This is a genomic window from Pseudomonas brassicacearum (genome assembly GCF_009601685.2).
Lineage (GTDB): Bacteria > Pseudomonadota > Gammaproteobacteria > Pseudomonadales > Pseudomonadaceae > Aquipseudomonas > Aquipseudomonas kilonensis_B.
Genome location: NZ_CP045701.2, coordinates 3,952,504 through 3,977,059, shown reverse-complemented (window position 1 = coordinate 3,977,059; position 24,556 = coordinate 3,952,504). Strand labels below are relative to the sequence as shown.

Annotated in this window: 20 protein-coding genes; 12 read left to right on the top strand and 8 right to left on the bottom strand. The window is 60.2% G+C overall.

The genetic code is table 11. The features are described from left to right. Window positions 1-116 precede the first annotated feature (116 nt). The gene (locus tag GFU70_RS16650) at window positions 117-1,151 is read right to left on the bottom strand and encodes an aldo/keto reductase (protein ID WP_058543506.1); all 1,035 of its coding nucleotides are present in this window, start codon (window positions 1,149-1,151) and stop codon (window positions 117-119) included. Window positions 1,152-1,364: 213 nt separating this feature from the next. Here GFU70_RS16650 and GFU70_RS16645 point away from each other — a divergent pair, with 213 nt between their 5' ends. The 6 genes from GFU70_RS16645 (at window position 1,365) to GFU70_RS16620 (ending at window position 11,792) form a co-directional block, all read left to right on the top strand. Continuing rightward, window positions 1,365-2,501, top strand: coding sequence for a glycerate kinase (locus GFU70_RS16645; RefSeq protein WP_153388439.1), 1,137 nt, complete (start codon window positions 1,365-1,367; stop codon window positions 2,499-2,501). Between the two features lie 81 nt (window positions 2,502-2,582). Next, on the top strand, window positions 2,583-3,767 hold the full coding sequence (locus tag GFU70_RS16640; RefSeq protein WP_058543508.1) for a pyridoxal phosphate-dependent aminotransferase: 1,185 nt from the start codon (window positions 2,583-2,585) through the stop codon (window positions 3,765-3,767). Between the two features lie 258 nt (window positions 3,768-4,025). Further along, the gene (locus tag GFU70_RS16635) at window positions 4,026-6,854 is read left to right on the top strand and encodes a hypothetical protein (RefSeq protein WP_193034249.1); all 2,829 of its coding nucleotides are present in this window, start codon (window positions 4,026-4,028) and stop codon (window positions 6,852-6,854) included. Window positions 6,855-7,071: 217 nt separating this feature from the next. Beyond that, window positions 7,072-9,606 (top strand): autotransporter outer membrane beta-barrel domain-containing protein, encoded by a 2,535-nt coding sequence (locus tag GFU70_RS16630; protein ID WP_165826020.1) that lies wholly within the window; start codon window positions 7,072-7,074, stop codon window positions 9,604-9,606. A 178-nt stretch (window positions 9,607-9,784) separates the two neighbouring features. Continuing rightward, window positions 9,785-10,486 carry a response regulator transcription factor gene (locus GFU70_RS16625; RefSeq protein WP_058543510.1) on the top strand — a complete coding sequence of 234 codons (702 nt, stop codon included), beginning with the start codon at window positions 9,785-9,787 and terminating at the stop codon, window positions 10,484-10,486. 4 nt (window positions 10,487-10,490) lie between these two features. Continuing rightward, window positions 10,491-11,792 carry an ATP-binding protein gene (locus GFU70_RS16620; RefSeq protein WP_058543511.1) on the top strand — a complete coding sequence of 434 codons (1,302 nt, stop codon included), beginning with the start codon at window positions 10,491-10,493 and terminating at the stop codon, window positions 11,790-11,792. Window positions 11,793-12,014: 222 nt separating this feature from the next. Here the strand turns inward: GFU70_RS16620 and GFU70_RS16615 are convergent, their stop codons facing one another. Then, window positions 12,015-12,656, bottom strand: coding sequence for a DUF1345 domain-containing protein (locus tag GFU70_RS16615; RefSeq protein WP_058543512.1), 642 nt, complete (start codon window positions 12,654-12,656; stop codon window positions 12,015-12,017). 41 nt (window positions 12,657-12,697) lie between these two features. Continuing rightward, a complete protein-coding gene (gene pncA, locus GFU70_RS16610; protein WP_058543513.1) occupies window positions 12,698-13,351 on the bottom strand; it encodes a bifunctional nicotinamidase/pyrazinamidase in 654 nt (217 codons plus the stop codon). 279 nt (window positions 13,352-13,630) lie between these two features. On the opposite strand from pncA, the gene GFU70_RS16605 reads away from it, so the two are divergent. After that, the gene (locus GFU70_RS16605) at window positions 13,631-15,709 is read left to right on the top strand and encodes a putative bifunctional diguanylate cyclase/phosphodiesterase (RefSeq protein ID WP_116641977.1); all 2,079 of its coding nucleotides are present in this window, start codon (window positions 13,631-13,633) and stop codon (window positions 15,707-15,709) included. A 7-nt stretch (window positions 15,710-15,716) separates the two neighbouring features. On the opposite strand, the gene GFU70_RS16600 is transcribed toward GFU70_RS16605, so the two are convergent. After that, entirely contained in the window at window positions 15,717-16,817 is a 1,101-nt protein-coding gene (locus tag GFU70_RS16600; protein WP_058543515.1) for a DNA alkylation repair protein, read from the bottom strand. 429 nt (window positions 16,818-17,246) lie between these two features. On the opposite strand from GFU70_RS16600, the gene GFU70_RS16595 reads away from it, so the two are divergent. Then, window positions 17,247-18,218: an IS110 family transposase gene (locus GFU70_RS16595; RefSeq protein ID WP_153387477.1), complete on the top strand. Its 972-nt coding sequence runs from the start codon at window positions 17,247-17,249 to the stop codon at window positions 18,216-18,218. 202 nt (window positions 18,219-18,420) lie between these two features. After that, on the top strand, window positions 18,421-18,729 hold the full coding sequence (locus tag GFU70_RS16590) for an RcnB family protein (protein WP_058543516.1): 309 nt from the start codon (window positions 18,421-18,423) through the stop codon (window positions 18,727-18,729). Window positions 18,730-18,737: 8 nt separating this feature from the next. Here the strand turns inward: GFU70_RS16590 and GFU70_RS16585 are convergent, their stop codons facing one another. Both GFU70_RS16585 and GFU70_RS16580 read right to left on the bottom strand, forming a co-directional pair. Further along, window positions 18,738-19,061, bottom strand: a complete 324-nt coding sequence (locus GFU70_RS16585; protein WP_058543517.1) for a protealysin inhibitor emfourin — start codon at window positions 19,059-19,061, stop codon at window positions 18,738-18,740. After that, window positions 19,061-20,122, bottom strand: coding sequence for a M4 family metallopeptidase (locus GFU70_RS16580; RefSeq protein WP_058543518.1), 1,062 nt, complete (start codon window positions 20,120-20,122; stop codon window positions 19,061-19,063). Before GFU70_RS16580 ends, GFU70_RS16585 begins: the two co-directional genes overlap by 1 nt. A gap of 146 nt (window positions 20,123-20,268) precedes the next feature. Here GFU70_RS16580 and GFU70_RS16575 point away from each other — a divergent pair, with 146 nt between their 5' ends. After that, the gene (locus GFU70_RS16575) at window positions 20,269-20,610 is read left to right on the top strand and encodes an FKBP-type peptidyl-prolyl cis-trans isomerase (RefSeq protein ID WP_058543519.1); all 342 of its coding nucleotides are present in this window, start codon (window positions 20,269-20,271) and stop codon (window positions 20,608-20,610) included. Window positions 20,611-20,625: 15 nt separating this feature from the next. Here GFU70_RS16575 and GFU70_RS16570 read toward each other — a convergent pair whose 3' ends face one another. Continuing rightward, the gene (locus GFU70_RS16570) at window positions 20,626-21,762 is read right to left on the bottom strand and encodes a cytochrome P450 (protein WP_116641979.1); all 1,137 of its coding nucleotides are present in this window, start codon (window positions 21,760-21,762) and stop codon (window positions 20,626-20,628) included. Window positions 21,763-21,844: 82 nt separating this feature from the next. Between GFU70_RS16570 and GFU70_RS16565 the strand changes: the two genes are divergently transcribed. Further along, entirely contained in the window at window positions 21,845-22,600 is a 756-nt protein-coding gene (locus tag GFU70_RS16565; protein ID WP_153388438.1) for an ArsR/SmtB family transcription factor, read from the top strand. 72 nt (window positions 22,601-22,672) lie between these two features. Here the strand turns inward: GFU70_RS16565 and GFU70_RS16560 are convergent, their stop codons facing one another. Then, window positions 22,673-23,467, bottom strand: coding sequence for an AraC family transcriptional regulator (locus GFU70_RS16560; RefSeq protein WP_153388437.1), 795 nt, complete (start codon window positions 23,465-23,467; stop codon window positions 22,673-22,675). A 109-nt stretch (window positions 23,468-23,576) separates the two neighbouring features. Between GFU70_RS16560 and GFU70_RS16555 the strand changes: the two genes are divergently transcribed. Continuing rightward, window positions 23,577-24,506, top strand: coding sequence for a DMT family transporter (locus GFU70_RS16555; RefSeq protein WP_116641981.1), 930 nt, complete (start codon window positions 23,577-23,579; stop codon window positions 24,504-24,506). The last annotated feature ends 50 nt before the right edge of the window (window positions 24,507-24,556 follow it).

The following is a 24,556-nucleotide window of genomic DNA, read 5'->3' as shown; positions in this document are numbered from 1 at the left end:
AGGCGAGGGTGTTGATTGTGGGAGCGAATCATGTGGGAGCAAGACCTGTGAGAGCAAGGCCTGTGGGAGCAAGGCTTGCCCGCGATAGCCACGCCGCGGTCCAACAGTGAACCGCGTTATCGTTCATCGCGGGCAAGCCTTGCTCCCACAGGCACCCGACCCGACACGAAATGCCCCACGTCATTGAACCCCGGCGTCGAAGCATGCCCCGGTGTCACCAGCGAGTCGATGAAGGCTTCATCTTCTGCGGTGATCTTCACAGCCTGCGCCTTGGTGTACGAATCCCACTGCTCCTCGGTGCGCGGCCCGACGATGGCCGAGGTCACGGCGCTGTTGTTCAGCACCCAGGCGATGGCGAACTCGACGATACCTACGCCACGGCCCTGGGTGTATTGCAGGATCTGCTGGGCAATGCGCAGGGACTCGACCCGCCATTCGGTTTCCAGGATACGTTTGTCCTGGCGTCCGGCACGGCTGTTGGCGTCCGGGGCCACGTCCGGCGCGTACTTGCCGCTGAGCACCCCGCGGGCCAGGGGGCTGAACGGCACCACGCCGAGGCCATAGTTCTGCGCTGCGGTGATCTGCTCGGTTTCCGCCTGGCGATTGACGATGTTGTACAGCGGTTGGCTGATCACCGGCCGGTCGATACCCAGGCTGTCGGCGATCCTGATCACCTCGGCGATGCGCCAGCCACGGTAGTTCGACAGGCCCCAGTAGCGGATCTTGCCCTGGCGAATCAAATCACCGATGGCCGACACGGTGACGTGCAACGGCGTGTTGTGGTCTTCGCGGTGCAGGTAATAGATGTCCAGGTAATCGGTGCCCAGGCGCGTCAGGCTCGCCTCGATACCATTGAACAGGTGCTTGCGGCTCAGGCCGCTGCGGTTGGGCACGCCGTCTGGCGGGCCGAAGCCGACCTTGGTGGCCAGCACCCATTCCTGACGGCGGCGGGCGATCGCCTCGCCGACAATCTCTTCGGAACGGCCGTTGGTGTAGACGTCCGCGGTGTCGATGAAGTTGATGCCCTGGTCCCAGGCCTTGTCGATGATCCGCAGCGAATCCTCGGTGCTGGTCTGTTCGCCGAACATCATGGTGCCCAGGGTCAACGTCGAGACTTGCAACCCGGAATGGCCTAGCGTGCGGTAGCTCATGACAAGATCCTTTTATCCATGGGGAAAGCCTCAATCAAACCCCAGAACAGTCGCACGGATCAAACAGATTTATCAAACACCCCAATCAACTGTGGGAGCCCGCACCCACAGTTGTGAATTTGAACAATAATGCCCGGTGCCTTTTGTGCAGCGGACCGGCGTCACGGCTGCGGTCAGCTGGCAACATGCTGTGCATCGAAACAGGAGAATAATATGAAAATAGTCATCGCCCCCGACTCGTTCAAGGACAGCCTCAGCGCCCAGGGTGTTGCCGATGCCATCGCCCAGGGGCTGGCCGAGGTCTGGCCGGATGCGCAGTTGATCAAATGCCCGATGGCCGACGGCGGGGAGGGGACGGTGGAGTCGGTGTTGGCGGCCTGCAACGGTGAGTGGCGCCGCACCCGGGTTCGTGGCCCCTTGGGGGTTGCCGTCGAGGCGCGCTGGGGCTGGTTGGCCGAGAGCCGCACCGCAATCATCGAAATGGCCGAGGCCAGTGGCTTGCAATTGGTGCCGCCGGGGCAACGCGATGCCTGTTCCAGTAGCACCTACGGCACCGGCGAGCTGATTCGCGCCGCCCTCGATGAAGGCGCCGGGCGGGTGGTCCTGGCGATCGGCGGCAGTGCCACCAACGACGCCGGTGCCGGTGCGATGCAGGCCCTGGGCGTGGCGTTGCTGGATGACCAGGGCCAACCCCTTCCTCCCGGTGGCCTGGCCTTGGCGAACCTGGCGCGCATCGACCTGAGCGACCTGGACCCACGCCTGGCCCAAGTCAGTTTCGAGATCGCCGCCGATGTCGATAACCCGCTGTGCGGCGCCCATGGCGCGTCGGTGGTTTTCGGTCCGCAGAAGGGTGCCTCGGCGTCTCAAGTGCAGGCGCTGGACCAGGCCCTGGGGCATTTCGCCGAACATTGCGCCGGGGCGTTGAACAAGGATGTGCGCGACGAGCCGGGCAGCGGCGCCGCCGGTGGCCTGGGGTTCGCGGCCAAGGCGTTTTTAGGGGCGCAGTTTCGTACCGGGGTGGACGTCGTCGCCCAGCTGACCGGGCTGGCCGAGGCGGTCAGCGGTGCCGATTTGGTAATTACCGGCGAAGGCCGTTTCGACGCCCAGACCCTGCGCGGCAAGACCCCCTTCGGCGTGGCCCGCATCGCCCGCCAGCACGGCGTACCGGTGGTGGTCATTGCCGGCACGCTGGGGGAGGGCTACCAGGCGTTGTATGAACATGGCATCGACGCCGCCTTCGCCCTGGCCAGCGGGCCGATGACCTTGCAGCAAGCCTGCACCGACGCCCCGCGCCTGCTGCGCGAGCGCGCCCGGGACATTGCACGGCTTTGGCGGGTAGCGGCGCGGTAAATCCTGTGAGCAAGCTTTGCTCCCACACTGTTGAATTTGAGATAGGGTTGAGGCTGGATATCGCGCAATCAGGAGAGATACATGCGCTTCTCAGTCTTGACCCAACGCATCACCGGCGAAGGTGCCGCCGCCTGGCAGATTCATGATCGGGCGCTGGCCATGCGCGAACAGGGCATGGATGTGTTGTTGCTGTCGGTGGGCGATCCGGACTTCGACACCCCGCCCGCCATCGTCGAGGCCGCTGTTGCCAGCCTGCGCGCCGGCGACACGCATTACTCGGATACCCGTGGCCTGCATTCCCTGCGGGCCAGCATTGCCCGGCGCCATCAAGAACGTTGCGGCCAACCGGTGGACGCCGGGCACGTCACGGTGCTGCCCGGTGCCCAATGCGCTGTCTACGCGGTCGCGCAATGCCTGCTCAACCCCGGCGATGAAGTAATCGTCCCCGAACCGATGTACGTCACCTACGAAGCGGTGTTTGGTGCCTGCGGGGCGAAAGTGGTGCCGGTGCCGGTGAGCCCGGAAAACGCGTTCCGGGTCCAACCGGCCGATGTCGCCCGGCTGATCACCCCGCGCACCCGCGCCATGCTGCTCAACAGTCCCAACAATCCCTCCGGCGCCAGCCTGCCACTGCCGACCTGGCAAGCGCTGGCGCACCTGTGCATCGACCATGACCTGTGGCTGATCAGCGACGAGGTCTACAGCGACTTGCTGTACGAAGGCGAACACATCAGCCCGGCCGGCCTGCCGGGCATGGCCGAGCGCACCGTCACCATTAATAGCCTGTCCAAGTCCCACGCCATGACCGGTTGGCGTATCGGCTGGGCCATCGGCCCTGAACCGCTGGCCGAACATCTGGCGAACCTGTCGCTGTGCATGCTGTTCGGCCTGCCGGACTTCGTCCAGCGCGGTGCCCAGGTTGCGCTGGAGCAAGACCTGCCGGAAGTGGCGCGGATGCGTGAGGAATATCGGCAACGCCGGGACCTGGTGTGCGCGGCGCTTGAGGGCTGCCCTGGCCTCAAGCCGGTGCGGCCCGATGGCGGCATGTTCGTGATGGTCGATGTACGTGAGACGGGGCTGGCGGCCCAAGCGTTTGCCGAGCGCTTGTTGGATGGGTATGGGGTGTCAGTGCTGGCGGGGGAGGCGTTTGGGCCGAGTGCGGCGGGGCATATTCGGGTTGGGTTGGTGGTGGGACGGGGGGAGCTGGCTATCGCCTGTGGACGAATTGCAGATTGCGCCGCGCGGTTAGTAAACCCGCCTATCTGACAATTAAGTAAACGCAAATCCCCTTCTGAGCCCATTTGTAATGGGGGAAGGCACTCGTTTGCATTGAGCGAGCGCCGTCCCCCTCGTTATCTGTTTTGATCCCTCCATCCGTTTGTCCAAGTCTCGGTTCTTTTCGTTTATCCGATGAACGGCGTTGTTACCTGTCAGATCTGACAGTTGGAAATTATCATCGCTCCGCGCTAAATGACCTTATGGACCTAGGAAATTTTGATTCAGGTTTCTGACAAGGTGATTGCGATGGCTTCGCTAGAAGAAAGTCGGATGCGGGGTACGAATAGCGAAGTTCTGGCGAAGCCCCTCTTGGTGGAGGGCATCAATGATAATGATCTGGAAGGTCATGTGCCTCGCGAAATATTGCAACGGGGGACTCGAATTGTTATCCCGTATTGGATTGAACCGCAACCCAATGATGAGCTCTGGATCAGTTGGTTTCAAGATGGGTTAGAAAATCGGCTTTACACCGTGTTCTATCCAGTGCCCCTGGCGGTGGATTTTTTATATTTCGACTTGACGCCTCAGCATTTGGCCAGGGATGGTGTGGCATATATTTATTACAAAGTATGGAAGGGAGCAGGTGGCACGGATGACCCCTCCCCTAAAAGAAAACTCACCATCAATCACACACCGCTCATAATATTGGATGAGCCAACATTTCCGCACGCGACTCTTTGGGGGTATTTGAATAACCACACCGTTCCGCCGTTAACGAGTGGCGCTACGATCGCAATACCGAGTTTGGCCAGTATCGCCGTGCCCGGGGATCGGGTGAAAGTTCAATGGCAAGGCTATTCGAGCTTGAATGGCAGCGGTCCGCCAGTTTCGGAGGCATATGGCGTCTGGGAACGAACGCTTCAAGCGCCAGACATATCAGCTGGTTTTGATTTGGTAGTTCCGTTTCAGCCAAATATCAGGCCGCTGGTTGATAACGATTCTGCAGTAGTTATCTATGAACTCTTTCAAGGGGGGAGGCTCGTTGCCGAGTCAAAGAAAGGGTTGGTGAAAATAGACAGAGTGACACCGGGTGAAAGTAATCCCTCAAATATGAATGTGTCAGGAGAGAGAAATATGGCTATCAAAATTCTTCCCCCAAAACATCGCCTCATGTCCAGTCGTTCCGGAACGCTGGATCTAGATCTGAGTATTGACACATTGGCGGACGATTCAATCTCGATCGCTGTTTTGGAGTCCGGCGAAATTATTGCAAATCTGCAGCGGCCTGTACCCTCGGAAGAGGAGGAGGGAGACGAGGTTGACCTATTCTATGCACGGGTAGGAGAACAGATTGACGACGTGGCTAGAAATACTGTGGAACTTGGCCCGATCGCTGACCGACCTGCCAGCGTCATACCTATTCCTCTTCCAGCGGCTGACTTTACTGAAGATCCGCAACCCGCAGCCCCCACCCGTTGGCAGGTTATGTTTAAGTTTTTTAAAGGCGCTGGGGGCAACTTTGATAAAACCAATGTTGTAGAGTTCAACATAGACCGGACGGCACCGTTTGAAGTCAAGTATCCTTCACGTAAAAAAAATCCGCCTTCGCCTGCGCCGGCCTTTACCAATGCGCCCGCAGATGCCCAGAGACGGGTGGACGAAACCTGGCTGGCCGCCAACACAGAACTGGAATTTATGGTTGACGTGTCCTATCCATTACGTCGTCTCGACGATGTGCTGGAGGTGCATCTTTCCGCTGGCGGTACGGATATTGAGGTCTACAACGCGCCAGTTCCCGCTACTGGTGTGTTTACGGTGGCAAGTAGCGTCTTGCGAGGGTTGCCGAACGGGCGCATCAACATCCATTATTTTTGGACGGACCTTCCTGGAAATAGAAGCGCAAGGTCATTGCCCACCGCGCTGTTGACGTTGGCGCTTGCGCTGGATCCGATCCTGAATAAGCATCCTTTAGTCCCGGTCACTGATCCGGATGGAACGACAACCTTATACCTCGATGATTTTTCCGGCAGCGGGGTGTCGGGCATTGTCGAGCGTTTGCCCATCGAAAATGCTGAGCCAGGCGACGAGATAACGTTTTACGTCGAAGAGGCCAATGACCCAACTAATTTCAAGACGTTTGGCTCCCAACCCCTTGCCGGTGTGGATTTAAACTTTGCACTTCCTTATACCGCTGGGCTAGAGGATATTTTTGGCACGTCAACAGATGCCTTGGAGGTCAAAGCCTATTTTGAACTGACGCGCGGTACAGCCACGCCATTTCCTTCCCCAGCATTGTTTTTCTGGATGGATCTGTATCCGCCAGGAGGGCCATATCCAGAGTTGCCGGATCTGACCAATCCCGCATTTGCCTTGCCTGAAGTAACGGGAGAGTCGCTGACACCTAACGAGTTGCTGCCAAGTGATCGCGATAAGCCGGGTACATTCAAAGTTGTGCTCCCGATCGCGGCTCCAGCGATTTCTCCGGCGGAGACGGCTAAATGTTATGTGAACGATCAGTTGGTGGGCGATTTTTCACCCTTTACTGACGCGACTGAGTTCGAGGTGCCTATTACGGCGGCCTTCATCGCCGCGCTTCCGACACCCAGTGTGACTGCGCACTGGACACGACAAAAAACCGGGATCGACAAGAACGTAATCAAATCTGGACCCCAGACAGTCATTGTCCGAGGCATGAGAATTGATCTGCCAGAGCCAACTATCAGGATTCGCAATCCTGCCACCAAGAACCAAATCGACTGTTTTGCAATGAACGACGCTACTACCAACTGGCGTTTGGCTCTTACTATTCCGAAGTCGACCCTTTTGCCACCAGGTTTAGTCATTACCGCACATTTTGCGGCTTATACGGATTCTGCTGGAAGTAATTTGATCCCCGGCACGGAAGATTCACAGCCCTATACTATCCAAGACGCAACGACAGTGGATGTCGCTACTGTCGGAAGTGCTGCGGTGTTCAAAGCAGCGCAACCGGTGCTCGGTTCTCGTGCATTTGGTATGTATTGGTACACAGCCGATATTGGTGGTTTACAGACCTCGATACCGATCATTAAACCGCTTGACACAATCACCTCCAGCGGCGAGTACTGCGACAGGTTGGCTGTACCTTCAGCATGAGGTAAGTATCGCGAGAGGGGTTGGCCCTCTCGCGATACTGTTTGGTTGGGCAGGCTGTATATGGGTTGTACCTCCAGGTATTAAGGGATTTTTCCTACTTTTGGTGAAGAGATTTCCGACATATTTCGTTTGGGTTGCTGTTTAGTCTAGCGAACGTTTTTTTCTATGACTTATCTACTTGAAGAAAAGTTGTTCAATTGATTATGCGGAGTCCCCCATGCCTCAATTTCCAACGATCATAAATCGCAAGAGAACGGGCTATCTGCTTGCCGTATTGTTCCTAGGCACTCCTGCGGTTCATGCCAGAATTCTTGCTCCAGGGGAAAGTGAGACCGTTACTAATCCTCCTGCACCAGAGACGTGGGCCGTGTCTCAAGGTGGAACATTGACAATAAACAATGCGAGCGCACTCACGATCCGCTCGGAAAATGCCAATGTCATATTCAATGGTGGTCAGAGTGCGCGGATTGAAGCCCACAATGGCTCCGATATCGTGATGGCTGGCGCAACTGTAGAAAGCTCGGTGGGGAGAGGAGCGCTTTCGCTTAGTGACAGCTCTGCCACGATCCAGGCCAGCACGATTACCAGTACCAACAGCATGGGCCTGCTGTTGGGGCGTAACATCAACACCCCAACCGCCTCCAGCGCCACAGTCACTGGCGCAAGCACCATTACCGGCCTCGTCGGCGGCGCAAACGCCACGGGCTTCAGCGTCCTGACGGTCAACGATTCGACCGTGCGTGGCACCGGCGCAACCAGTTACGGCGTCCAACTGGAAGGGGCAACGCTTTCAGCGACCGGAAGTACGATCTCCGGTGCTCAGGACGGCCTGCGAATCGGCGCGGACAATACGGGCGTCAAGGCCAGTACGGTGACGTTGAACAATACGCTCGTAACGGGGGACACCGGCTCGGCGATCGTTGTTGGTTCCTTTGGTGCTGCTGGCGCCGTCGCAACCATCAATGTGCTTAATGGCTCCCAACTGAACGGTGGTAACGGAACATTATTGCAAGCCACCAACCGCTCCACTGCCAACGTCAACGTTGATGCCAGCGCGCTTCGCGGCGATGTCATTGCCGAAACGGGCAGTACGATCTCGTGGTTGATGCAGAACGCCTCCTCGCTTGAAGGCAATTTGCAGAATGTCACTAACGTTAACCTCAACACCAACAGCACGCTGAACGGCAACGTACTGGCTGTGGCGGGTACAGCGGCCGCAGTCAATCTGAATAACGGTTCTGTGATCAATGGCAATGTGGAGAACGTATTTGACCTGAAACTGGACAACAACAGCCAAATGACAGGCGATGTGCTGTCGGATACCAACGGCAGTGTATTGCTCAATAACGGCTCAATGCTGACCGGCCAGATCACCAATTCCAGCAACTTGAACATCAATAATGCAGCGCAATGGGTAATGACTGGCGACAGTACCGTGCAGCGTCTCGGGATGAGCAGCGGCGTGGTGCGCATGGGGACGAACGAGCAGTTTCAACAGTTGAACATCGGCGAGCTGTCCGGTAGCGGTACCTTTGTCATGGGCACCGACCTGGGTAACGGCGATACGGATTTCCTGAATGTCACCGGTACTGCCAGCGGGCAACATCAGTTGCTGGTCTCCGCGACCGGGACCACACCAACCAGTGCCGAAGCCGTCAAAATCGGCAACATCGCCGCTGGCGATGCGAGTTTCTCGCTGGGTGGTCGAGAAACGGTCGACGCCGGTACGTTCGTTTACCGGTTGAAGAAGGACGGGGAGGGTTTGTTTCTCGATCCCGACCGAGACACCGTCAGCCCGTCCACCAATACCGCATTGGCTTTGGCCGGCAGTGCTCGTAGCGTCTTGAACGCAGAGATGAACATGCTCAACGATCAGATCGGTGATCGGGGATTAAGCGCACGGCCCGAGGCGTCAATGCGTTCGGCCAGCGATAACGACACCAAGTTGAGCAACAGCGTCTGGGTACGTACTTACGGTAATCAATACAGCGTCGACAACGCCTATGGCGATGGCTACTCGCAGAACCAGAACGGGATCACCGGCGGTGCCGACACATTGGTGGATATCGGCAATCGCGCATGGGTACTCGGTGGTTTCGTAGGCACCAGCCACACCAACATGGATCTGCGGTACGGATCCAGCGCAACGGTCGACAGCGTAAACCTCGGTGTCTATGGCAGTACTTATGACGTCCAGAGCGGTGTATTCGTCAACGTCATGGCCAAGGTCAACCAGTTCAAGAATAAAGCCAGGGTCACCATGAGCGACGGTACACGCGCCAAGGGTGATTACAAGGCATTGGGCGCAAGCGGTTCGGTCGCGGTGGGCAAGCACATTCGCTTGCAAGATAACTATTTCATCGAGCCGCAGGTGCGAGTCTCGACGGGCGTGACCCAGAGCGATAGCTATCGCTTGGACAACGGCCTTGAAGTCAAAGCCGACACTATGCGTTCTCTGCAAGGAAACGTGGGCCTCAGGGGCGGACGCGTGATCAGTCTCGAAAATGGCGGCCTGTTGGAGCCGAGTTTGTCGGCGGGTATTAATCATGAGTTCATAAAGACCAACGAGGTCAGGATCAACGACGACAGCTTCGATGACGACCGCGCCAGCACAGCGCTTGAGTACGGTGCGGGCCTGAAGTGGACGCCGGCCCAACGTAACTGGCAGGTCTCTGGTCAGGTTGGAGGCAGCAAAGGGACAACCGTCAGTCAGGATTGGAGTGGTAGCTTGCGGTTGAGTTATTTCTTCTGATTGATGAGTGCTGCCTTGAGCACAGTGATGCCCCGACAATGTCGGGGCATTTTTGTATTTGCGGTAAATATCTGTAGACGCTGTGTGAAATTATGTAAGGGTTTTGCTCAGCGGCGGATGAGGGCGTATATCCTTGGCGGCTTGAGATTCTCAGCGCCTCGTACCTTTGGATACACCCATGCCCAACATCCTCCTCGTCGAAGACGACACCGCACTCTCCGAACTGATCGCCAGTTACCTGGAGCGCAACGGCTATCAGGTCAGCGTGCTCAGCCGTGGCGATCATGTGCGTGAACGGGCGCGGGTCGATCCGCCGGACCTGGTGATCCTCGACCTGATGCTGCCGGGGCTGGATGGCTTGCAGGTTTGCCGCTTGCTGCGGGCCGACTCGGCGACTTTGCCGATCCTGATGCTCACTGCCCGGGACGACAGCCACGACCAGGTCCTGGGCCTGGAGATGGGCGCCGACGACTACGTCACCAAGCCTTGCGAGCCCCGGGTGTTGCTGGCGCGGGTGCGCACCTTGTTGCGCCGCAGCAGCCTGACCGAGCCGCAGACGGTCAACGACCGCCTTGTCATGGGCAACCTGTGCATCGACCTGTCCGAGCGCACCGTAACCTGGCGTGGGCAAGCGGTGGAGTTGTCCAGCGGCGAATACAACTTGCTGGTGGTGCTGGCCCGCCATTCCGGCGAAGTGCTGAGCCGCGACCAGATCCTGCAACGCCTGCGCGGCATCGAGTTCAACGGCACCGACCGTTCGGTGGACGTGGCGATTTCCAAGTTGCGGCGCAAGTTCGACGACAATGCCGACGAAGCCCGCAAGATCAAGACCGTGTGGGGCAAGGGCTATCTGTTCAGTCGTTCCGAGTGGGAATGCTGAGCCGATGTGGAAGCTGCTGATTCGCTTGTACCTGGTCACCATCGTCTCCTACAGCGCGGCGATCTACCTGATGCCGGAACTGGTGGTCCGCCTGTTCCATGAGCGTTTCCTGACCTACAACCTCGATTATTCCCGTGGCCTGCAAACCTTGATGGTCAAGCAGTTCCGCGCTGTGCCCAGCGAGCAGTGGCCGGCGCTGGCGGCGCAGATGGACAAGGAGTTCGAGCCGCTGCGCATCGAACTGGCCGCTGTCGATGACGAGGGCTTCAGCGCCGATGAACAGGCGCGTCTCAAGCGCGGCGAGAATGTGGTGCGTCTGGGCGACTGGGCCTGGCGAACCCTGGCCGCCGCGCCGCTGAATGAGCGCATGGCGGTCAAGATGATCGTGCCCCCGGACCCGACCGAGGTCAGTGGGCTGTACTGGAGCATCAACGTGTTGATCGGCGCGACGATGCTGGCCTGCCTGTTGCTCTGGTTGCGGCCGCACTGGCGCGACCTGGAGCGGCTCAAGCGCACCGCCGAGCGTTTCGGCAAGGGCCACTTGAGCGAACGCACGCAGATCGCGTCGAGCTCCAACATCGGCAGCTTGGCCCACGTGTTCGACACCATGGCCGGCGACATCGAGAATTTGCTCAACCAGCAGCGGGACCTGCTCAACGCCGTGTCCCACGAACTGCGCACGCCACTGACGCGGCTGGACTTCGGCTTGGCCCTGGCGCTGTCCGAAGAGCTGCCGATGGCCAGTCGTGAGCGCCTGCAAGGGTTGGTGGCGCACATTCGCGAGCTGGATGAGTTGGTGCTGGAACTGCTGTCCTACAGCCGTCTGCAGAACCCGCAGCATCTGCCCGAACGGGTCGAAGTGGCGTTGGACGAGTTCATCGACAGCATCCTGGGCAGCGTCGACGAGGACCTGGCGGCGCCGGACGTGGTGATCGACGTGCTGCTGCATGGGGCGCTGGAACGCTTCGTACTGGACCCGCGCCTGACCGCCCGGGCCTTGCAGAACCTGCTGCGCAATGCCATGCGTTATTGCGAAAAGCGGATCCAGGTGGGTGTGCTGGTCAGTGATCAAGGCTGTGAGATCTGGGTCGACGACGATGGCATCGGTATTCCCGACAGTGAACGCGAGCGTGTGTTCGAGCCGTTCTACCGCCTGGACCGCAGCCGCGACCGCGCCACCGGCGGCTTCGGCCTCGGCCTGGCCATCAGCCGCCGGGCCCTGGAAGCCCAGGGCGGCACACTGACCGTCGAAGCCTCGCCACTGGGCGGAGCGCGCTTCAGGCTGTGGCTGCCAACACCGTCCTGATGCAGGCTCGATATATCGCCCGCCACATCCGTAGGAGCTGATGTAAGAACTGATGTAAGAACTGATGTAGGAGCTGATATAGGAGCCAATGTAGGAGCTGACGAGTGCAACGAGGCTGCGATCTTGTCCCAGACAATTGAGTCGCAAGCGAACGATCAAGATCAAGATCAAGATCAAGATCAAAAGATCGCAGCCTTCGGCAGCTCCTACAGGGGGTAGCCATTAGCCAAACAACCCCGCCGCAATATTGATCGAAAACCCCAGGATCGCCGTGTTGAACACAAACCCGATCAGCGATTGCGCCAGGACGATCTTGCGCAGTTGCCGCGTGGCGACGCCCACGTCCGCGGTCTGCACCGCCACGCCGATGGTGAAAGAGAAATACAGGAAATCCCAATAGTTGGGCGTGGTCAGCCCTTCGGCAAACCTCAGTGCCGGCTCCTTGCCCTCCCAGGTGTAATACAGCCGCGCGTAGTGCACGCTGAAGATCACCCCGATCAGCAACCATGAACCGATCACGGTCATTGCCGTGAAACCGTAATGCAACAGCTTGCCGGCGGCATTCAGGTCGCGGCTGCCGGCCAGTTCCAGGGTGATGGTCGCCAGGCTGGCCAACGCGGCGATGCAGACCACCAGCAGGACCAGCCCGGCATTTTCATCTTCGATTTCAGCGATGCGTCGGACGTCGGGCGCCTTGGCTCGAACGGTCAGCCAGGACATCAGCACCAGGTAGGTCCAGACGCCGACATTCCAGCCGATCAGGATTTTGTTGATGATCGAGTCCACGGGAGCCAGGATACCCACCGCCAGGCCAAGGACCGTGGCGCTGGACAGACGCGGGTGGGTGCGGGCGAGGAAGGGCATGGCAACTCACTGTCCGGAAAGAAGACGCCTAGTATGAGCCGTCAAGCGAAGGGGCGGCCATCTATCGCGCTGGACTCGATCAATTGCACGCCCGCTTCCTGCATTCGCCGGATCGCCGCCTCCATCGAGCCGTCGATACCGATGCCCCGGCAGGCATCCAGCACCACAAACGTGTTGAACCCCGCCAACCGGGCATCGAGCGCCGAGAACATCACGCAAAAATCCAGCGCCAGCCCCACCAGGTAAACCGTGTCGATGCCGCGCTCCTTGAGGTAGCCGGTCAAGCCGGTAGGGGTCAGGTGGTCCGCCTCCATGAAGGCTGAATAGCTGTCGATGTCCGGGTTGCAGCCTTTGCGAATGATCAGCCTGGCATGGGCGAGATCGAGTGTCGGGTGCAGCGCGGCGCCCTTGCTGCCCTGTATGCAGTGGTCGGGCCAAAGTGTCTGTTCGCCATAGGGCAATTGAATGATGTCGAACGGTTGCTTGCCCCGATGGCTGGACGCAAACGAGGCGTGCCCGGCCGGGTGCCAGTCCTGGGCGAGGACGACGTGCCTGAATGAATGGCCCAACTGGTTGATCAGCGGCACGATCTCATCGCCCCCCGGCACTGCCAGTTGGCCGCCGGGGATGAAGTCGTTCTGTACATCGATTACTACCAGTGCGGTGGTCAAAGCCCGGTTGGCGGGAACGCTCATGAAAGAATCCTTCTTGACGGGGTTCTTCGATAGTAGCTGAACCACTTGGGCCAGGTGTTTGTCCGTAAGCGCTCACAAGGCTTTGTGTTGAACGGATTTGGACTGCCTGAAAAATAGTGTGAGTCCTGAAAAAACCGGCGATGTGTCTTTCGTCGAAAATATCCCAGCGTTGATGGCTTTTTGACATTTGGTTCGTGCGTCCCTGTCACGATTCAGTACAATCGCCGGCCTCCAACCGGGCATGGAAGCAGTCCGGTTCTCCTGTTACGAGAAAAAACCATGCTCATTGGCAGTTATTCCCCAGCCCTTGTTTCGATTTCCCTGTTTGTTGCCGTGCTGGCTTCCTATACCGCGCTGGATCTGGCCGGGCGGATCGCGACCGCCCAGGGGCGCGCCGCGCATTTGTGGATGAGCGGTGGCGCGCTGGCAATGGGGGTGGGCATCTGGTCCATGCACTTCATCGGCATGCTGGCGTTCAGCTTGCCGGTGGCGCTTGGCTACGACGTATCGATCACGGCGCTGTCGCTGCTGGTCGCGATTCTTTCCAGCGGTTTTGCCCTGTGGCTGGTCAGCCAGCCACGATTGCCGGCGTGGCAACTGGCGTTCGGCGCGCTGATCATGGGCGCCGGGATCAGCACCATGCACTACACCGGCATGGCCGCGCTGCAAATGCAGCCAGGCATCGACTATGACCCGACGTTGTTCGGGGCTTCGTTGGTGATTGCCTTCGGCGCTTCGGCGGCGGCGCTGTGGATTGCCTTTCGCCTGCGCCAGAACATCCCCCACGTGCGTCTGGCTCGCGCAGGCGCTGCGGTGGTCATGGGCATCGCCATCGTCGGCATGCACTACACCGGCATGGCCGGGGCGCGGTTCAGCGACGGCAGCTTTTGTGGCTCCCTGGACGGCTTGAGCGGCAAGGGCCTGGATAATCTGGTGTTGATCACCACCCTGGCGGTGCTGGCCATTGCCTTGCTGACGTCGATTCTCGACGCGCGCCTGGAAGCCCGCACCGCCGAGCTGGCCCAATCGCTGACCCGGGCCAACCGGGAACTGACCCAGTTGGCCCTGCACGACCCCCTCACCGGGCTGCCCAACCGGGTATTGCTGGCTGATCGGATCGACCAGGCCATGCACCGGGTACAGGAGCAGGGCGGCTGCTTCGCCCTGATGTTCATCGACCTGGATGGTTTCAAGCCGGTCAACGATGCCTTTGGTCACCACATGGGCGATTTGTTGCTGCGAGACGTGGCCCTGCGCCTGCGCGAGGACCTGCGCAGCCAGGACACCCTGGCGCGGATCGGCGGTGATGAGTTCGTGCTGTTGGTGCAACTGGCCGAACCCGACGATGCCTTGCGACTGGCGGCACGTCAGGTCAGCTTGATCGCACGCACCTTCCGGGTGGCCGATCATGACTTGCAGATCTCCGCCAGCGTCGGCATCGCCCTTTACCCTGGCAACGGCCAGAGCGCCGAAGAACTGTTGATGAATGCCGACGCGGCGATGTACCACGCCAAGGGCGCCGGCAAAAACGGCTACAGCTTTTTCGATGCGTCGATGAACAGCAACGCCCGCAAGCAATTGCAGTTGCTTCAAGACTTGCGCCTGGCCGTCGAACAGCGGCAGTTCAGCCTGCATTACCAGCCCAAGTTCGACGCGGCCAACGGTCGTCCGGTCGGGGCCGAGGCCTTGTTGCGCTGGACCCACCCGACCCAGGGCCTGTTGATGCCCGACACCTTCATCGACCTGGCGGAAAAGACCGGGTTGATCATTCCCATTGGCGAATGGGTGCTGAACGAAGCCTGTCGGCAGATGCGCGAATGGTACGTGCTCGGTTATACCGACTGGCGCATTGCGGTGAACCTGTCGGCCTTGCAGTTCTGCCATACCGGTTTGGTGCAGAGCGTGGCCAAGGCGTTGGAGACGCATCAGCTGCCGGCCAACAGCCTGACCCTGGAAATCACCGAAACCACCGCCATGAGCGATGCGGACGCGAGCATGACGGTGCTGCAACAGCTCTCGGACATGGGCGTGGACCTGTCCATCGACGATTTCGGCACTGGCTATTCGAGCCTGATGTACCTCAAGCGCCTGCCGGCCAACGAGCTGAAGATCGATCGCGGCTTCGTGCGTGACCTGGAGCACGACAGCGATGACGCGGCCATCGTCTCGGCCATCGTCGCCCTCGGCCAGGCCCTGGGCCTGCGGATCGTCGCCGAAGGCGTGGAAACCGATGTGCAACAAGACTTCCTGACCCAGTTGGGTTGCGACTCGCTGCAGGGCTATCTGCTGGGGCATCCGCTGCCGGCTGAGCGGTTCATCCACGATATTCGCCAGGCGAAAACCGTGGCGATGGTCTGACACCCCCTCAGGGGACGATATCGAACGCCGTGCTACCCAGCCGCTCGCCGTTGACCAACAGGTGCACGGCATGCCGGCCCGCGTAATGTTTGCGGGTGGTCAGCTCGCGAATGTGCTGGGAGCGGCTGAGGTTGACGCAACCCTGGGCGGGCAGGTCGAAGGTCTTGAGTTTGAAGACTTTGGCCGAGGTGCCGCCCGAGGCTTTCACGTAGTCGACGGCATAGTCGATCACCAGGCGTTGGCTCTGCTCCAGGGTTGATTGCACCGTGAAGGACAGCGTGACCTGTTCCCCCAGGCGAATCACCGCAGGCGTGACCTGCAAATCCAGCACCTGGACCTGTGCCTTGCCGCCGACCCCGATGACGCCCAGCGCCCTGGGGTTGCCTTGTTTGATCAGGCTACGCAGCGCATGCCGGGCGATCCACGCCGTGTGGCGGTTTTGCAGGGGCCAGCCTTCGATCTGGTCCAATACCCAGTCGGGATGCTGCTTGGTGACATCGTTGAGGTGATTGGCCACGGATTTGCGCACGTAAAGGCTATCGTCGGCCTTGAGCGTGTCGAGGATCGCCGCGGCAAGGTCAGGGTTGGCCTGGATCGGCTCCAGGTGAAACGACCACGGCAAGCGCGGCCGGCTGCCTTCGCTGGCCAGGCGGCGCACGTGCTCGTTGGCGTCCAGCGCCCAGTCGTGCATGACCTTGAGGGTGCGTTCCAGATCGTCGCGCAGGAAGTGCCGCACGGCGAACTCCGAAGAGCCGAACCGGGTGAAGTACTTGAGCGCGTCCAACGACACGTCGAAGCGATGCCGGCCATAAGAGGCCACGTAGTGTGGCAGGAACATGCTGACGAACATGCTGTTCAGGCGCGGGGCCAGGGCGCGCAGCACCTCCAGTGAAGCTTCATAACCGAGGGGCAGCACCGCATGCAGGCACTCACTGACCCGGGCCATACGCTGCATCACGGACAACTCGGCCAGTCCGTCGTTGGCCATGTGCAAGAACGCCTTGGCATCGAACGCCGGGTACACCGCGCGCATTTCGCCAGCGATGTGCGCCAGGCGCGCGCTGTTGAAGATTTCCTTGAGGGCGGGGGAAGAGGCCGTGGTGCTCATGGTAGGTCCATCCGACGGGAGTTGTAGTTCAAGACTTGTCACTATGCCATGTACAACCTGTGGCGAGGGAGCTTGCTCCCGCGTAGGAGCTGGCGAAGCCTGCGATCTTTTGATCTTTTGATCTTTTGATCTTTCGCTTGAGATTCAAGTGTCTTTGGAAAGATCGCAGCCTCGTTGCACTCGACAGCTCCTTGTATCTCGACTATCGCTCCGACAGAAGCGATAGTTCTCGACTGATCATCGAGGGAGGGACTTGGAAGCCGTACAGCTCCTTAGGCTTTTTGCCTGTGATGTAGATAGTGCTCCAGCCCTCCACACTCACTCGTATAGTTCGAACGGTATCTTGGGCCCGTCCCTGGCGAGAGCCCGCATTCGCAAGGTTGGACAGAGTGCAGTGATGATCGGAAACGGATCAACGGAGAGACGGTCATGTCCAATTTCGTCGGTGTCGACGTCGCTAAAAACACTTTTGATATCGCCACTCATCTGCCAAACGGCAAGCACAAAACCAAAGCCAAACTGGCTAACAACTCGAAAGGCTTCAAGGAGTTTGAAGCTTGGCTGAACAAGCATGCCGAGCCTGCAGCCCGGATCGTGATGGAAGCTACCAGCGTTTATCATCTTGAACTTGCCGAGTTCGTCTACAACAAGGGTTACCGGGTCTGCGTAGTAAATCCGGCAACAACCCACGCTTACGCCGACAGCGAGTTACGTCGGATCAAAACCGATAAAAGCGATGCCAAACTGATTGCTGACTTTGCTCGGGAAAAGGCGGAAAAGCTTCAGCAGTGGGCACCGGAGCCGAAGAAATACCGCCAACTAAAGGCAATGGTCCGTCGGCTGGATGATCTTCAGGAAATGGAGCAAATGGAGCTCAACCGCCTGGATGTGTCTGACGAAAAAGTCAAAGACTCGATCAACTCCGTGCTGCGCCACATCGAAAAAGAGATTGCTGAAACTCACAAAGTGATCAAAAAACACATCGACGATGATCCGGACATGCGCCAAATGCGCGATTTGATCGTGACCATCGACGGGATCGGGCAGAAAACCCTTGAGCGGCTGCTGGCCGAACTGGGCGACCTGCGTAAATATGATGACCCTCGCAAACTGGTCGCTGCTGCTGGGTTGAACCCAAAGCTACAGGACTCAGGAAAGCTCAAAGGCAGAACAGTAATTTCGAGGATTGGCTCGGCGCGCGTTCGTGCGGGTCTGTACATGCCTGGCCTGGTAGCGTTGAAGCACAACGAACCCATTATCGCCATGAAGAATCGCTTGAAGGCCAACGGCAAGGCCCCCAAGCAGATCATCTGCGCAGCGATGCGCAAGCTACTACATTTCGTTTACGCCGTTCTCAAATCGGGTCAGCCATTTGATCCAAAATTTGCCCTTGCTCGATGAGGGGCAAGACGGTATCTACACAGCTCCTACACAGCTCCTACACAGCTCCTACACAGCGCCTACGCAGTTTCTACGCAGCGCCTACGCAGTTTCTATGCGGCGTCTACAGGGGCGGCGGGAGCAGCGGTTTCGAGGAATTACGGAATGATTCGCTGCCCGTGAAGTCCCAGATTCAGTCCCTTGAATAACTGGAGTTTTTTCTATGCGCAAACCATCCCTGATCGCCAGCCTGGTCCTGATCGCCGGCCTCGGAGCCCTTGGGCCTGTTGCGCAAGCGGTCGAGAAAACCGGAGACGCCCTGGAGCATTCGCCGAGCAATGGCCGCAGGCTGGTGGAGAACGACCGGGTACCGGCGGATTACCAGCGCGCGGACAGGGCCATGAAAGACTGGAAACAGAAGAAACTCGAGCAACCGACAAACGAGCAGCAATGGGTGCATATCGACGATAAGTACTTGCTGATCGAAACCGTGTCCGGCGCCATCGTCAAGATCGTGCCGGCGACACGTTAGAGCACTTCCTAGAGCACTTCGCCTTTGTCCCACAGGTGAACCAGCTCGCCAGGTGCCTGGTCCTCGGGCACCTGCAGCACCATCTCGTCGTCCTGGTCGTTGGCGTGGTAGTGCACCTCGATCTGGAAAAACCGCTGGTCGCCGCGCCCGGGCGTGGAGGACGTCAGTGGCAGGCAACCCTCCAGCACCGAACAGATGCGCGTGCGCTGGTCGAGGTCGCATTGGGCGAATTCGATTTCCCGTGGTCGGGTCAGCGCGTGGATGGCGGCCACGCCGCCCTGGCGCGACAGCCGTATCACCGCCTTGTCATCGAGCTTTGGAAGGGTTTTCATCAGCTCTCCTGTGTCAGGTCGACGCCGACCTGGGCCCAACCGCTTTGTACCGCTTGCACTTCCCGCGTGCCGAAGCGCTGGCGGGCGTGCTCGACGGTCAGGCGGGCGAAGGCGCTGAAGGACGCGTCATTGGCCAATCTTCGGTCGCACAAGGTTTCATACCAGATCCGGCCGGCCTTTTCCCAGGCAAATCCGCCCAGCGTGGTCGCTACCAGATAAAAGGCCCGGTTGGGGATGCCGGAGTTGATGTGCACGCCGCCGTTGTCTTCACGGGTAATGACGAATTCGCGCATGTGCGAAGGTTGCGGGTCCTTGCCCAGCAACGGGTCATCGTAAGCGCTGCCGGGGTTGGACATGCTGCGCAGGCCGTCGCCGTTGATCTTGTCGGTGAGCAGGTCGGCGCCGATCAGCCAGTCGGCCTGCTCGGCGGTCTGTTCGAGCACGAACTGCTTGACCAGCACACCGAACACATCGGAGATGGACTCGTTCAGCGCCCCGGATTGGTTGGCGTAGATCAAGCCGGCCTCGCTGTCGGTGATGCCATGGGCCAACTCGTGGGCCACCACGTCCAGGGAGCGGGTGAAGCGCTGGAAGATTTCGCCATCGCCGTCGCCGAATACCATCTGCGCGCCGTTCCAGAAGGCGTTTTCATAGCCCTGGCCATAATGCACGCTGCCCACCAGGGCGAAGCCTTTGTTGTCGATGGAGTCGCGCCCCAGCACGTTCCAGAAAAAATCATAGGTGGCGCCGAGTGCATCGTAGGCTTCGTCCACGGCCGGGTCGCCAGTGGCCCGCTGGCCTTCCAGGCGGACCGGCTGGCCGGGCAGTTCCATGGTGTTCTGGGCGTCATGCACGCTGCGTTGCGGCTGTCCGGCCTTGCCGGGCTTGGGCAGCTTCGCGGCGGCGGGAAGGTGGCCGGGCGGGCCGGGGGTGTGTCGCAGGCTGCGCACGTGGGTCAAGGTGCCGAGCGCGCTGGAGCGTTGCTGTTCAGAGCCGTGGGCGATGATGCGATTGAGAATGTACGGCGGAATGAAACCGTGGAGCGGGCGAGAGTCGATCATCAGAACATCCTTATCTGAAATGCAGGGTCGATACCCATGTGAACCGAAGTCAACGTCGCGGTTCCCTGCTGCAGGGTAGACAACGTTTGCCATGCGCCCGGATTTCTGCGAAAACCCCGCGCCTGGATTACACGAGGGATATCGCCATGAATGAAGAGCTGCAAATCATCGACCTGAAACAGGGCGACGGCAAAAGCGTCGTCAAAGGCGCGCTGATCACCACCCAATACCGCGGCACCCTTGAAGACGGCACCGAATTCGATTCGTCCTACAGTCGCGGCAAACCCTTTCAATGCGTGATCGGCACCGGTCGCGTCATCAAGGGCTGGGACCTGGGCCTGATGGGCATGCAAGTAGGCGGCAAGCGCAAGTTGTGGGTGCCGGCCCACCTGGCCTACGGTGAGCGATCCATGGGCGCCCACATCAAGCCCAACGCCAACCTGATCTTTGAAATCGAGTTGCTGGAAGTCCTGACTCGAGACGATTGATGATGCAAGGGCGGGTCATGGCGTGTCGGCGCGGGACCGCTCGCTGAACAGCGGAATGCGGCCGTTGACGGAGGGGCGGTAGCACCAGGTCAACGGGTCCAGTGGCGGTTCACGCTCAAGCATCGCCGCCAGCGTGGCGCGGGCGATGTGCATGGCCAGGGTTTGGCCCGGGCATTCATGGCGCCCGCTGCCGAAGCTGAAACTGCGGCGGTTCGGGCGCTCGAGCAGCAGGGTGTCTGGTCGGGGGTTGAGTTGCGGGTCGCGGTTGGCTGAGGCCAGCAGCACCAGGATCGTCTCTCCAGGGTTCAGTGCGGCGCCAAGGATTTCGCAAGGGGCGGCGACGAAACGGCGGGTGTTCTGCACGGGAGGATCGAAGCGCTGGACTTCGGCCAGTAGCAAGCCGACCTGTGCCGGATCGTTCCGCAGCGCCTGGCGCAACGCCGGGTCGCCGATCAGTGCCAGCAACGCGTTGCCAATCAGACCAGCCGTGGCTTCATAGGTTTGCGAGAGCAAACCGATCAGGTTGGCGATTTTGCTGTCCGGATCAGTGTCTTCGAAGCCTTGGCCAATGCTCTGCAACAAAGGGCTGTCCTGCGCCTCGATCCGCTCCTTGAACAACCTGGCCAGTTGCTCGCTGGCCCGGTGCGCCGCGTCCAGTTGCGGCGCTTGGCTCAGGGGCGACAGGCCGGCGACGAAATCCCCGGTCAATTCGCTGACCCGGTGACAGTCCGTCGGGCTGAAACCCAGCAACGCCGCAACCACGCTGGCCGGCCCGATGAATTGGGCCTGGTGCAGGCCTTCGGCACCCTCTTGCAGAACGCGGGCCCTGACCCGTGCCTCGACCTGTCGGGGATCGATGTCCTGCAACCGCGGCGCAATCGCCGCCCTCGGGCAACGCTGTCGTTCACCTTCGTTCATGCGCATCAGGTGCCCGAACACCCGTCCGGCCGGCCCCTCGGCGATGGCCTTTGGCACCGGCTCGTGGGCCGGGCGTACATGGCAATCGGGATGGTGCAACACGGCACACACGGCCTCGGCGCTGCTGGCGATCCACAGGTTCAGCCCGGGATCGAAGGCCAGCCCGCCGGCAGCGCGCAAGGTGGCGTAAAAAGGGTAAGGGTCGGGATGCGTCGCGGCGGTGATCGGGTCCATGAAGCGCGGCCTTGTTCATGATGAAGAAAGTGTTGCTACTATCTCCAATCGATGCAGGGCTTGATTCGTCGGGGAGCGAAATATGAACGCAGAGCAGCATGACTTGGGCGTGTCCCAAGTGGCCGCGGCCATTGCCGAACCGGCCCGCACCCGGATGCTGTGCGCGCTGATGGACGGCCATGCCCGCACCAGCACCGAATTGGCGAGCATCGCCCAGGTCAGTGCCTCGACCGCCAGCGCCCATCTGGCGAAACTCAAGCAAATGGCCTTGGTGCGCCTGCATGTCCAGGGCCGTCATCGGTATTACAGCCTGGCCGACCCGCGCGTCGCCCAGGCATTGGAGGCGCTGATGGTGATCGGTCAGAGCGCCGTGCCGACCTTCACGCCGCGCACACCGGACCGTCTGCAATTTGCCCGCACCTGTTACGACCACATGGCCGGCACCTTGGCCGTGCGCCTGCATGATCGGATGATCGAGGCCGGATGGCTGATAGAGGTGGAAGGTGACGGCTATCGGCTGAGTGAATCCGGCGAGGCGGTGTTCGAGGGATTGGGTGTCGATGTCCGGCACCTTGCCACGCAACGCCGCCGATTCGCCTGTCCCTGCCTGGACTGGAGCATGCGCCGTCCGCACTTGGGCGGTGCCTTGGGGGCGGCGTTGCTGCAAGTGGCGATCAAGCGCAAGTGGGTGATCCAGGACCTGGACAGTCGGGCGCTGGGAGTGACGGCCAGTGGTCGCCGGGAGATGGCGGGGCGGTTTGGCGTGAGTGCCGAAGTCGACGTCAAACCCACTGGCGCTATCGCGAGCAAGCTCGCTCCCACAATGGGCCTGCGGTGAACGCAAGGCTCATGAACACCCAAGATATCCTGTGGGAGCTTGCTCGCGATAGCAATTTCAGCACCACCCACATCATCCAGCCATGTGCCTGCGGCGATACTCATCCGGCGTGGTGCCCATCATTTTGCGGAACATGCTGATGAACGCCGAGGCGCTGCTGTAGCCCAGGTCCAGGCCAATGGTTTCCACGCTCTGGCCACGTTCGAGCAGGGCCAGGGCCTCGATGACTTTCAGGCGCTGGCGCCATTCCACCAATGACATGCCCAGGTCCCGTTGAGCCCGGCGCATCAGTGTGCGCTCGGTGGTGTTGGCGGCGCGGGCCAGTTGCGGCAAGGAGCGCGGGTCGCTGGGGTTCGCCTCCAAGGCCCGCAGCACGGGGCCGAGCAGGGGATCATCCGAGGAAGGCAGGTAGCTGCCGACATGAGGTGCCTGCGCCAGCTTGTCCACCAACACCTGCAGCAAACGCTGCTGCTCGGGCGTCTGTGGCTGGCTCGGTGGGTCGCTGCGCAATTCTTCCAGCAGGGCTCGAATCAGCGGGCTCAAGGTCAGCGCACAGGGTACGGCTGGCAGCGCATCGCACAGTTCGGCGACCAGGTACAAGGAACAATGGCAGGCCTCATGGCGATTGAAGCCGACGTGTTCCATGTCCGGCGGCAACCAGATGCCGTACTGCGGTGGCGCCAGGTAATGGTGCTGGGCGATCTCGATTTCCATCACACCACTGTAGGAGTAGACGAACTCACCCCAGGCATGCCGATGCCGGGGGTAAGTGGCATGGGCCGGCATGCAGGCGCTGCGAAAGAAAATCGGCGAGGGCAGGGCCGCTTCGAACGGAGGAGTCTTCAGATGTTGGGCTGGAGGCTGCATATCGACCGCAATGGCGGATTACCGGGATGGCTTGTCGGGTAATCACTATATCCAGCAAAGGTGTCAGGCAGACAATCCTTTCATCTCTTTCTGCCCAAGGACCGTTCCCATGACCACCCGCCGCGCCCTGGATGGCCAGGTCTGCGCCCTGATGACCGGCCTCTGTGCCATTTGGGGTTTCCAGCAAGTCGCGATCAAGGCCGGCGCTGCCGACATGGCGCCGATGCTGCAACTGGGCGTGCGCTCGGCCATCGCTGCGGTACTGGTCTGGCTGTTGGTGCTGGCGCGCGGTGAGCGCCTGTCCCTGGCCGATGGCAGTTGGCGTCCGGGCTTGCTGGTGGGGCTGTTGTTTGCCTTGGAGTTCGTGATGGTCGGCGAAGGCCTGCGGCATACGACGGCTTCGCACATGGTGATTTTCCTCTACACCGCACCGATGTTCGCCGCCCTGGGCTTGCACTGGAAACTGCCGAGCGAACGCCTCAAGCCGGCGCAATGGCTGGGCATCGCCGTTGCATTCGGCGGGATCGTGGTGGCCTTCAGTGGGGGCTCGGGCGCGGCGAACGGCAGTTCATTGCTCGGTGACGGCATGGGCTTGCTGGCCGGCGCATTGTGGGGCGCAACCACGGTGACGGTACGCTGTTCGCGGTTGACGAATCTGCCGGCCAGCCAGACGCTGCTGTACCAATTGGTAGGCGCCGGGGTGCTGCTGATCGGCATGTCGATAGCGTTGGGGCAAACGACGATCAACCCCACGCCACAACTCATTGCCAGCATGGCGTTCCAGGTGTTGCTGGTGTCCTTTGCCAGCTTCCTGATCTGGTTTTCCCTGCTGCGTCACTACCTGGCTTCGCAACTGGGGGTGCTGTCGTTCATGACGCCGCTGTTTGGCATCGGTTTTGGCGTCTGGTTGCTGGATGAGCCGCTGGAGCCGAACTTTATCGTGGGCGCGGTTCTGGTGTTGGGCGGGATCTTGCTGGTCAGCGGTTACGGATGGTTCCGCCAGCGTTGGGGGCGGTGGCCGGTTTTGCGTCGGGGGTAATGGGGGGGCCATAGGGTGAGGGAGGGTAGGAGCTGCCGAAGGCTGCGATC

Coding starts and splice junctions, on each gene's coding strand:
- GFU70_RS16650 (WP_058543506.1), bottom strand. CDS start 1,151: ATGAGCTACCGCACGCTAGGCCATTCCGGGTTGCAAGTCTCGACGTTG.
- GFU70_RS16645 (WP_153388439.1), top strand. CDS start 1,365: ATGAAAATAGTCATCGCCCCCGACTCGTTCAAGGACAGCCTCAGCGCC.
- GFU70_RS16640 (WP_058543508.1), top strand. CDS start 2,583: ATGCGCTTCTCAGTCTTGACCCAACGCATCACCGGCGAAGGTGCCGCC.
- GFU70_RS16635 (WP_193034249.1), top strand. CDS start 4,026: ATGGCTTCGCTAGAAGAAAGTCGGATGCGGGGTACGAATAGCGAAGTT.
- GFU70_RS16630 (WP_165826020.1), top strand. CDS start 7,072: ATGCCTCAATTTCCAACGATCATAAATCGCAAGAGAACGGGCTATCTG.
- GFU70_RS16625 (WP_058543510.1), top strand. CDS start 9,785: ATGCCCAACATCCTCCTCGTCGAAGACGACACCGCACTCTCCGAACTG.
- GFU70_RS16620 (WP_058543511.1), top strand. CDS start 10,491: ATGTGGAAGCTGCTGATTCGCTTGTACCTGGTCACCATCGTCTCCTAC.
- GFU70_RS16615 (WP_058543512.1), bottom strand. CDS start 12,656: ATGCCCTTCCTCGCCCGCACCCACCCGCGTCTGTCCAGCGCCACGGTC.
- pncA (WP_058543513.1), bottom strand. CDS start 13,351: ATGAGCGTTCCCGCCAACCGGGCTTTGACCACCGCACTGGTAGTAATC.
- GFU70_RS16605 (WP_116641977.1), top strand. CDS start 13,631: ATGCTCATTGGCAGTTATTCCCCAGCCCTTGTTTCGATTTCCCTGTTT.
- GFU70_RS16600 (WP_058543515.1), bottom strand. CDS start 16,817: ATGAGCACCACGGCCTCTTCCCCCGCCCTCAAGGAAATCTTCAACAGC.
- GFU70_RS16595 (WP_153387477.1), top strand. CDS start 17,247: ATGTCCAATTTCGTCGGTGTCGACGTCGCTAAAAACACTTTTGATATC.
- GFU70_RS16590 (WP_058543516.1), top strand. CDS start 18,421: ATGCGCAAACCATCCCTGATCGCCAGCCTGGTCCTGATCGCCGGCCTC.
- GFU70_RS16585 (WP_058543517.1), bottom strand. CDS start 19,061: ATGAAAACCCTTCCAAAGCTCGATGACAAGGCGGTGATACGGCTGTCG.
- GFU70_RS16580 (WP_058543518.1), bottom strand. CDS start 20,122: ATGATCGACTCTCGCCCGCTCCACGGTTTCATTCCGCCGTACATTCTC.
- GFU70_RS16575 (WP_058543519.1), top strand. CDS start 20,269: ATGAATGAAGAGCTGCAAATCATCGACCTGAAACAGGGCGACGGCAAA.
- GFU70_RS16570 (WP_116641979.1), bottom strand. CDS start 21,762: ATGGACCCGATCACCGCCGCGACGCATCCCGACCCTTACCCTTTTTAC.
- GFU70_RS16565 (WP_153388438.1), top strand. CDS start 21,845: ATGAACGCAGAGCAGCATGACTTGGGCGTGTCCCAAGTGGCCGCGGCC.
- GFU70_RS16560 (WP_153388437.1), bottom strand. CDS start 23,467: ATGCAGCCTCCAGCCCAACATCTGAAGACTCCTCCGTTCGAAGCGGCC.
- GFU70_RS16555 (WP_116641981.1), top strand. CDS start 23,577: ATGACCACCCGCCGCGCCCTGGATGGCCAGGTCTGCGCCCTGATGACC.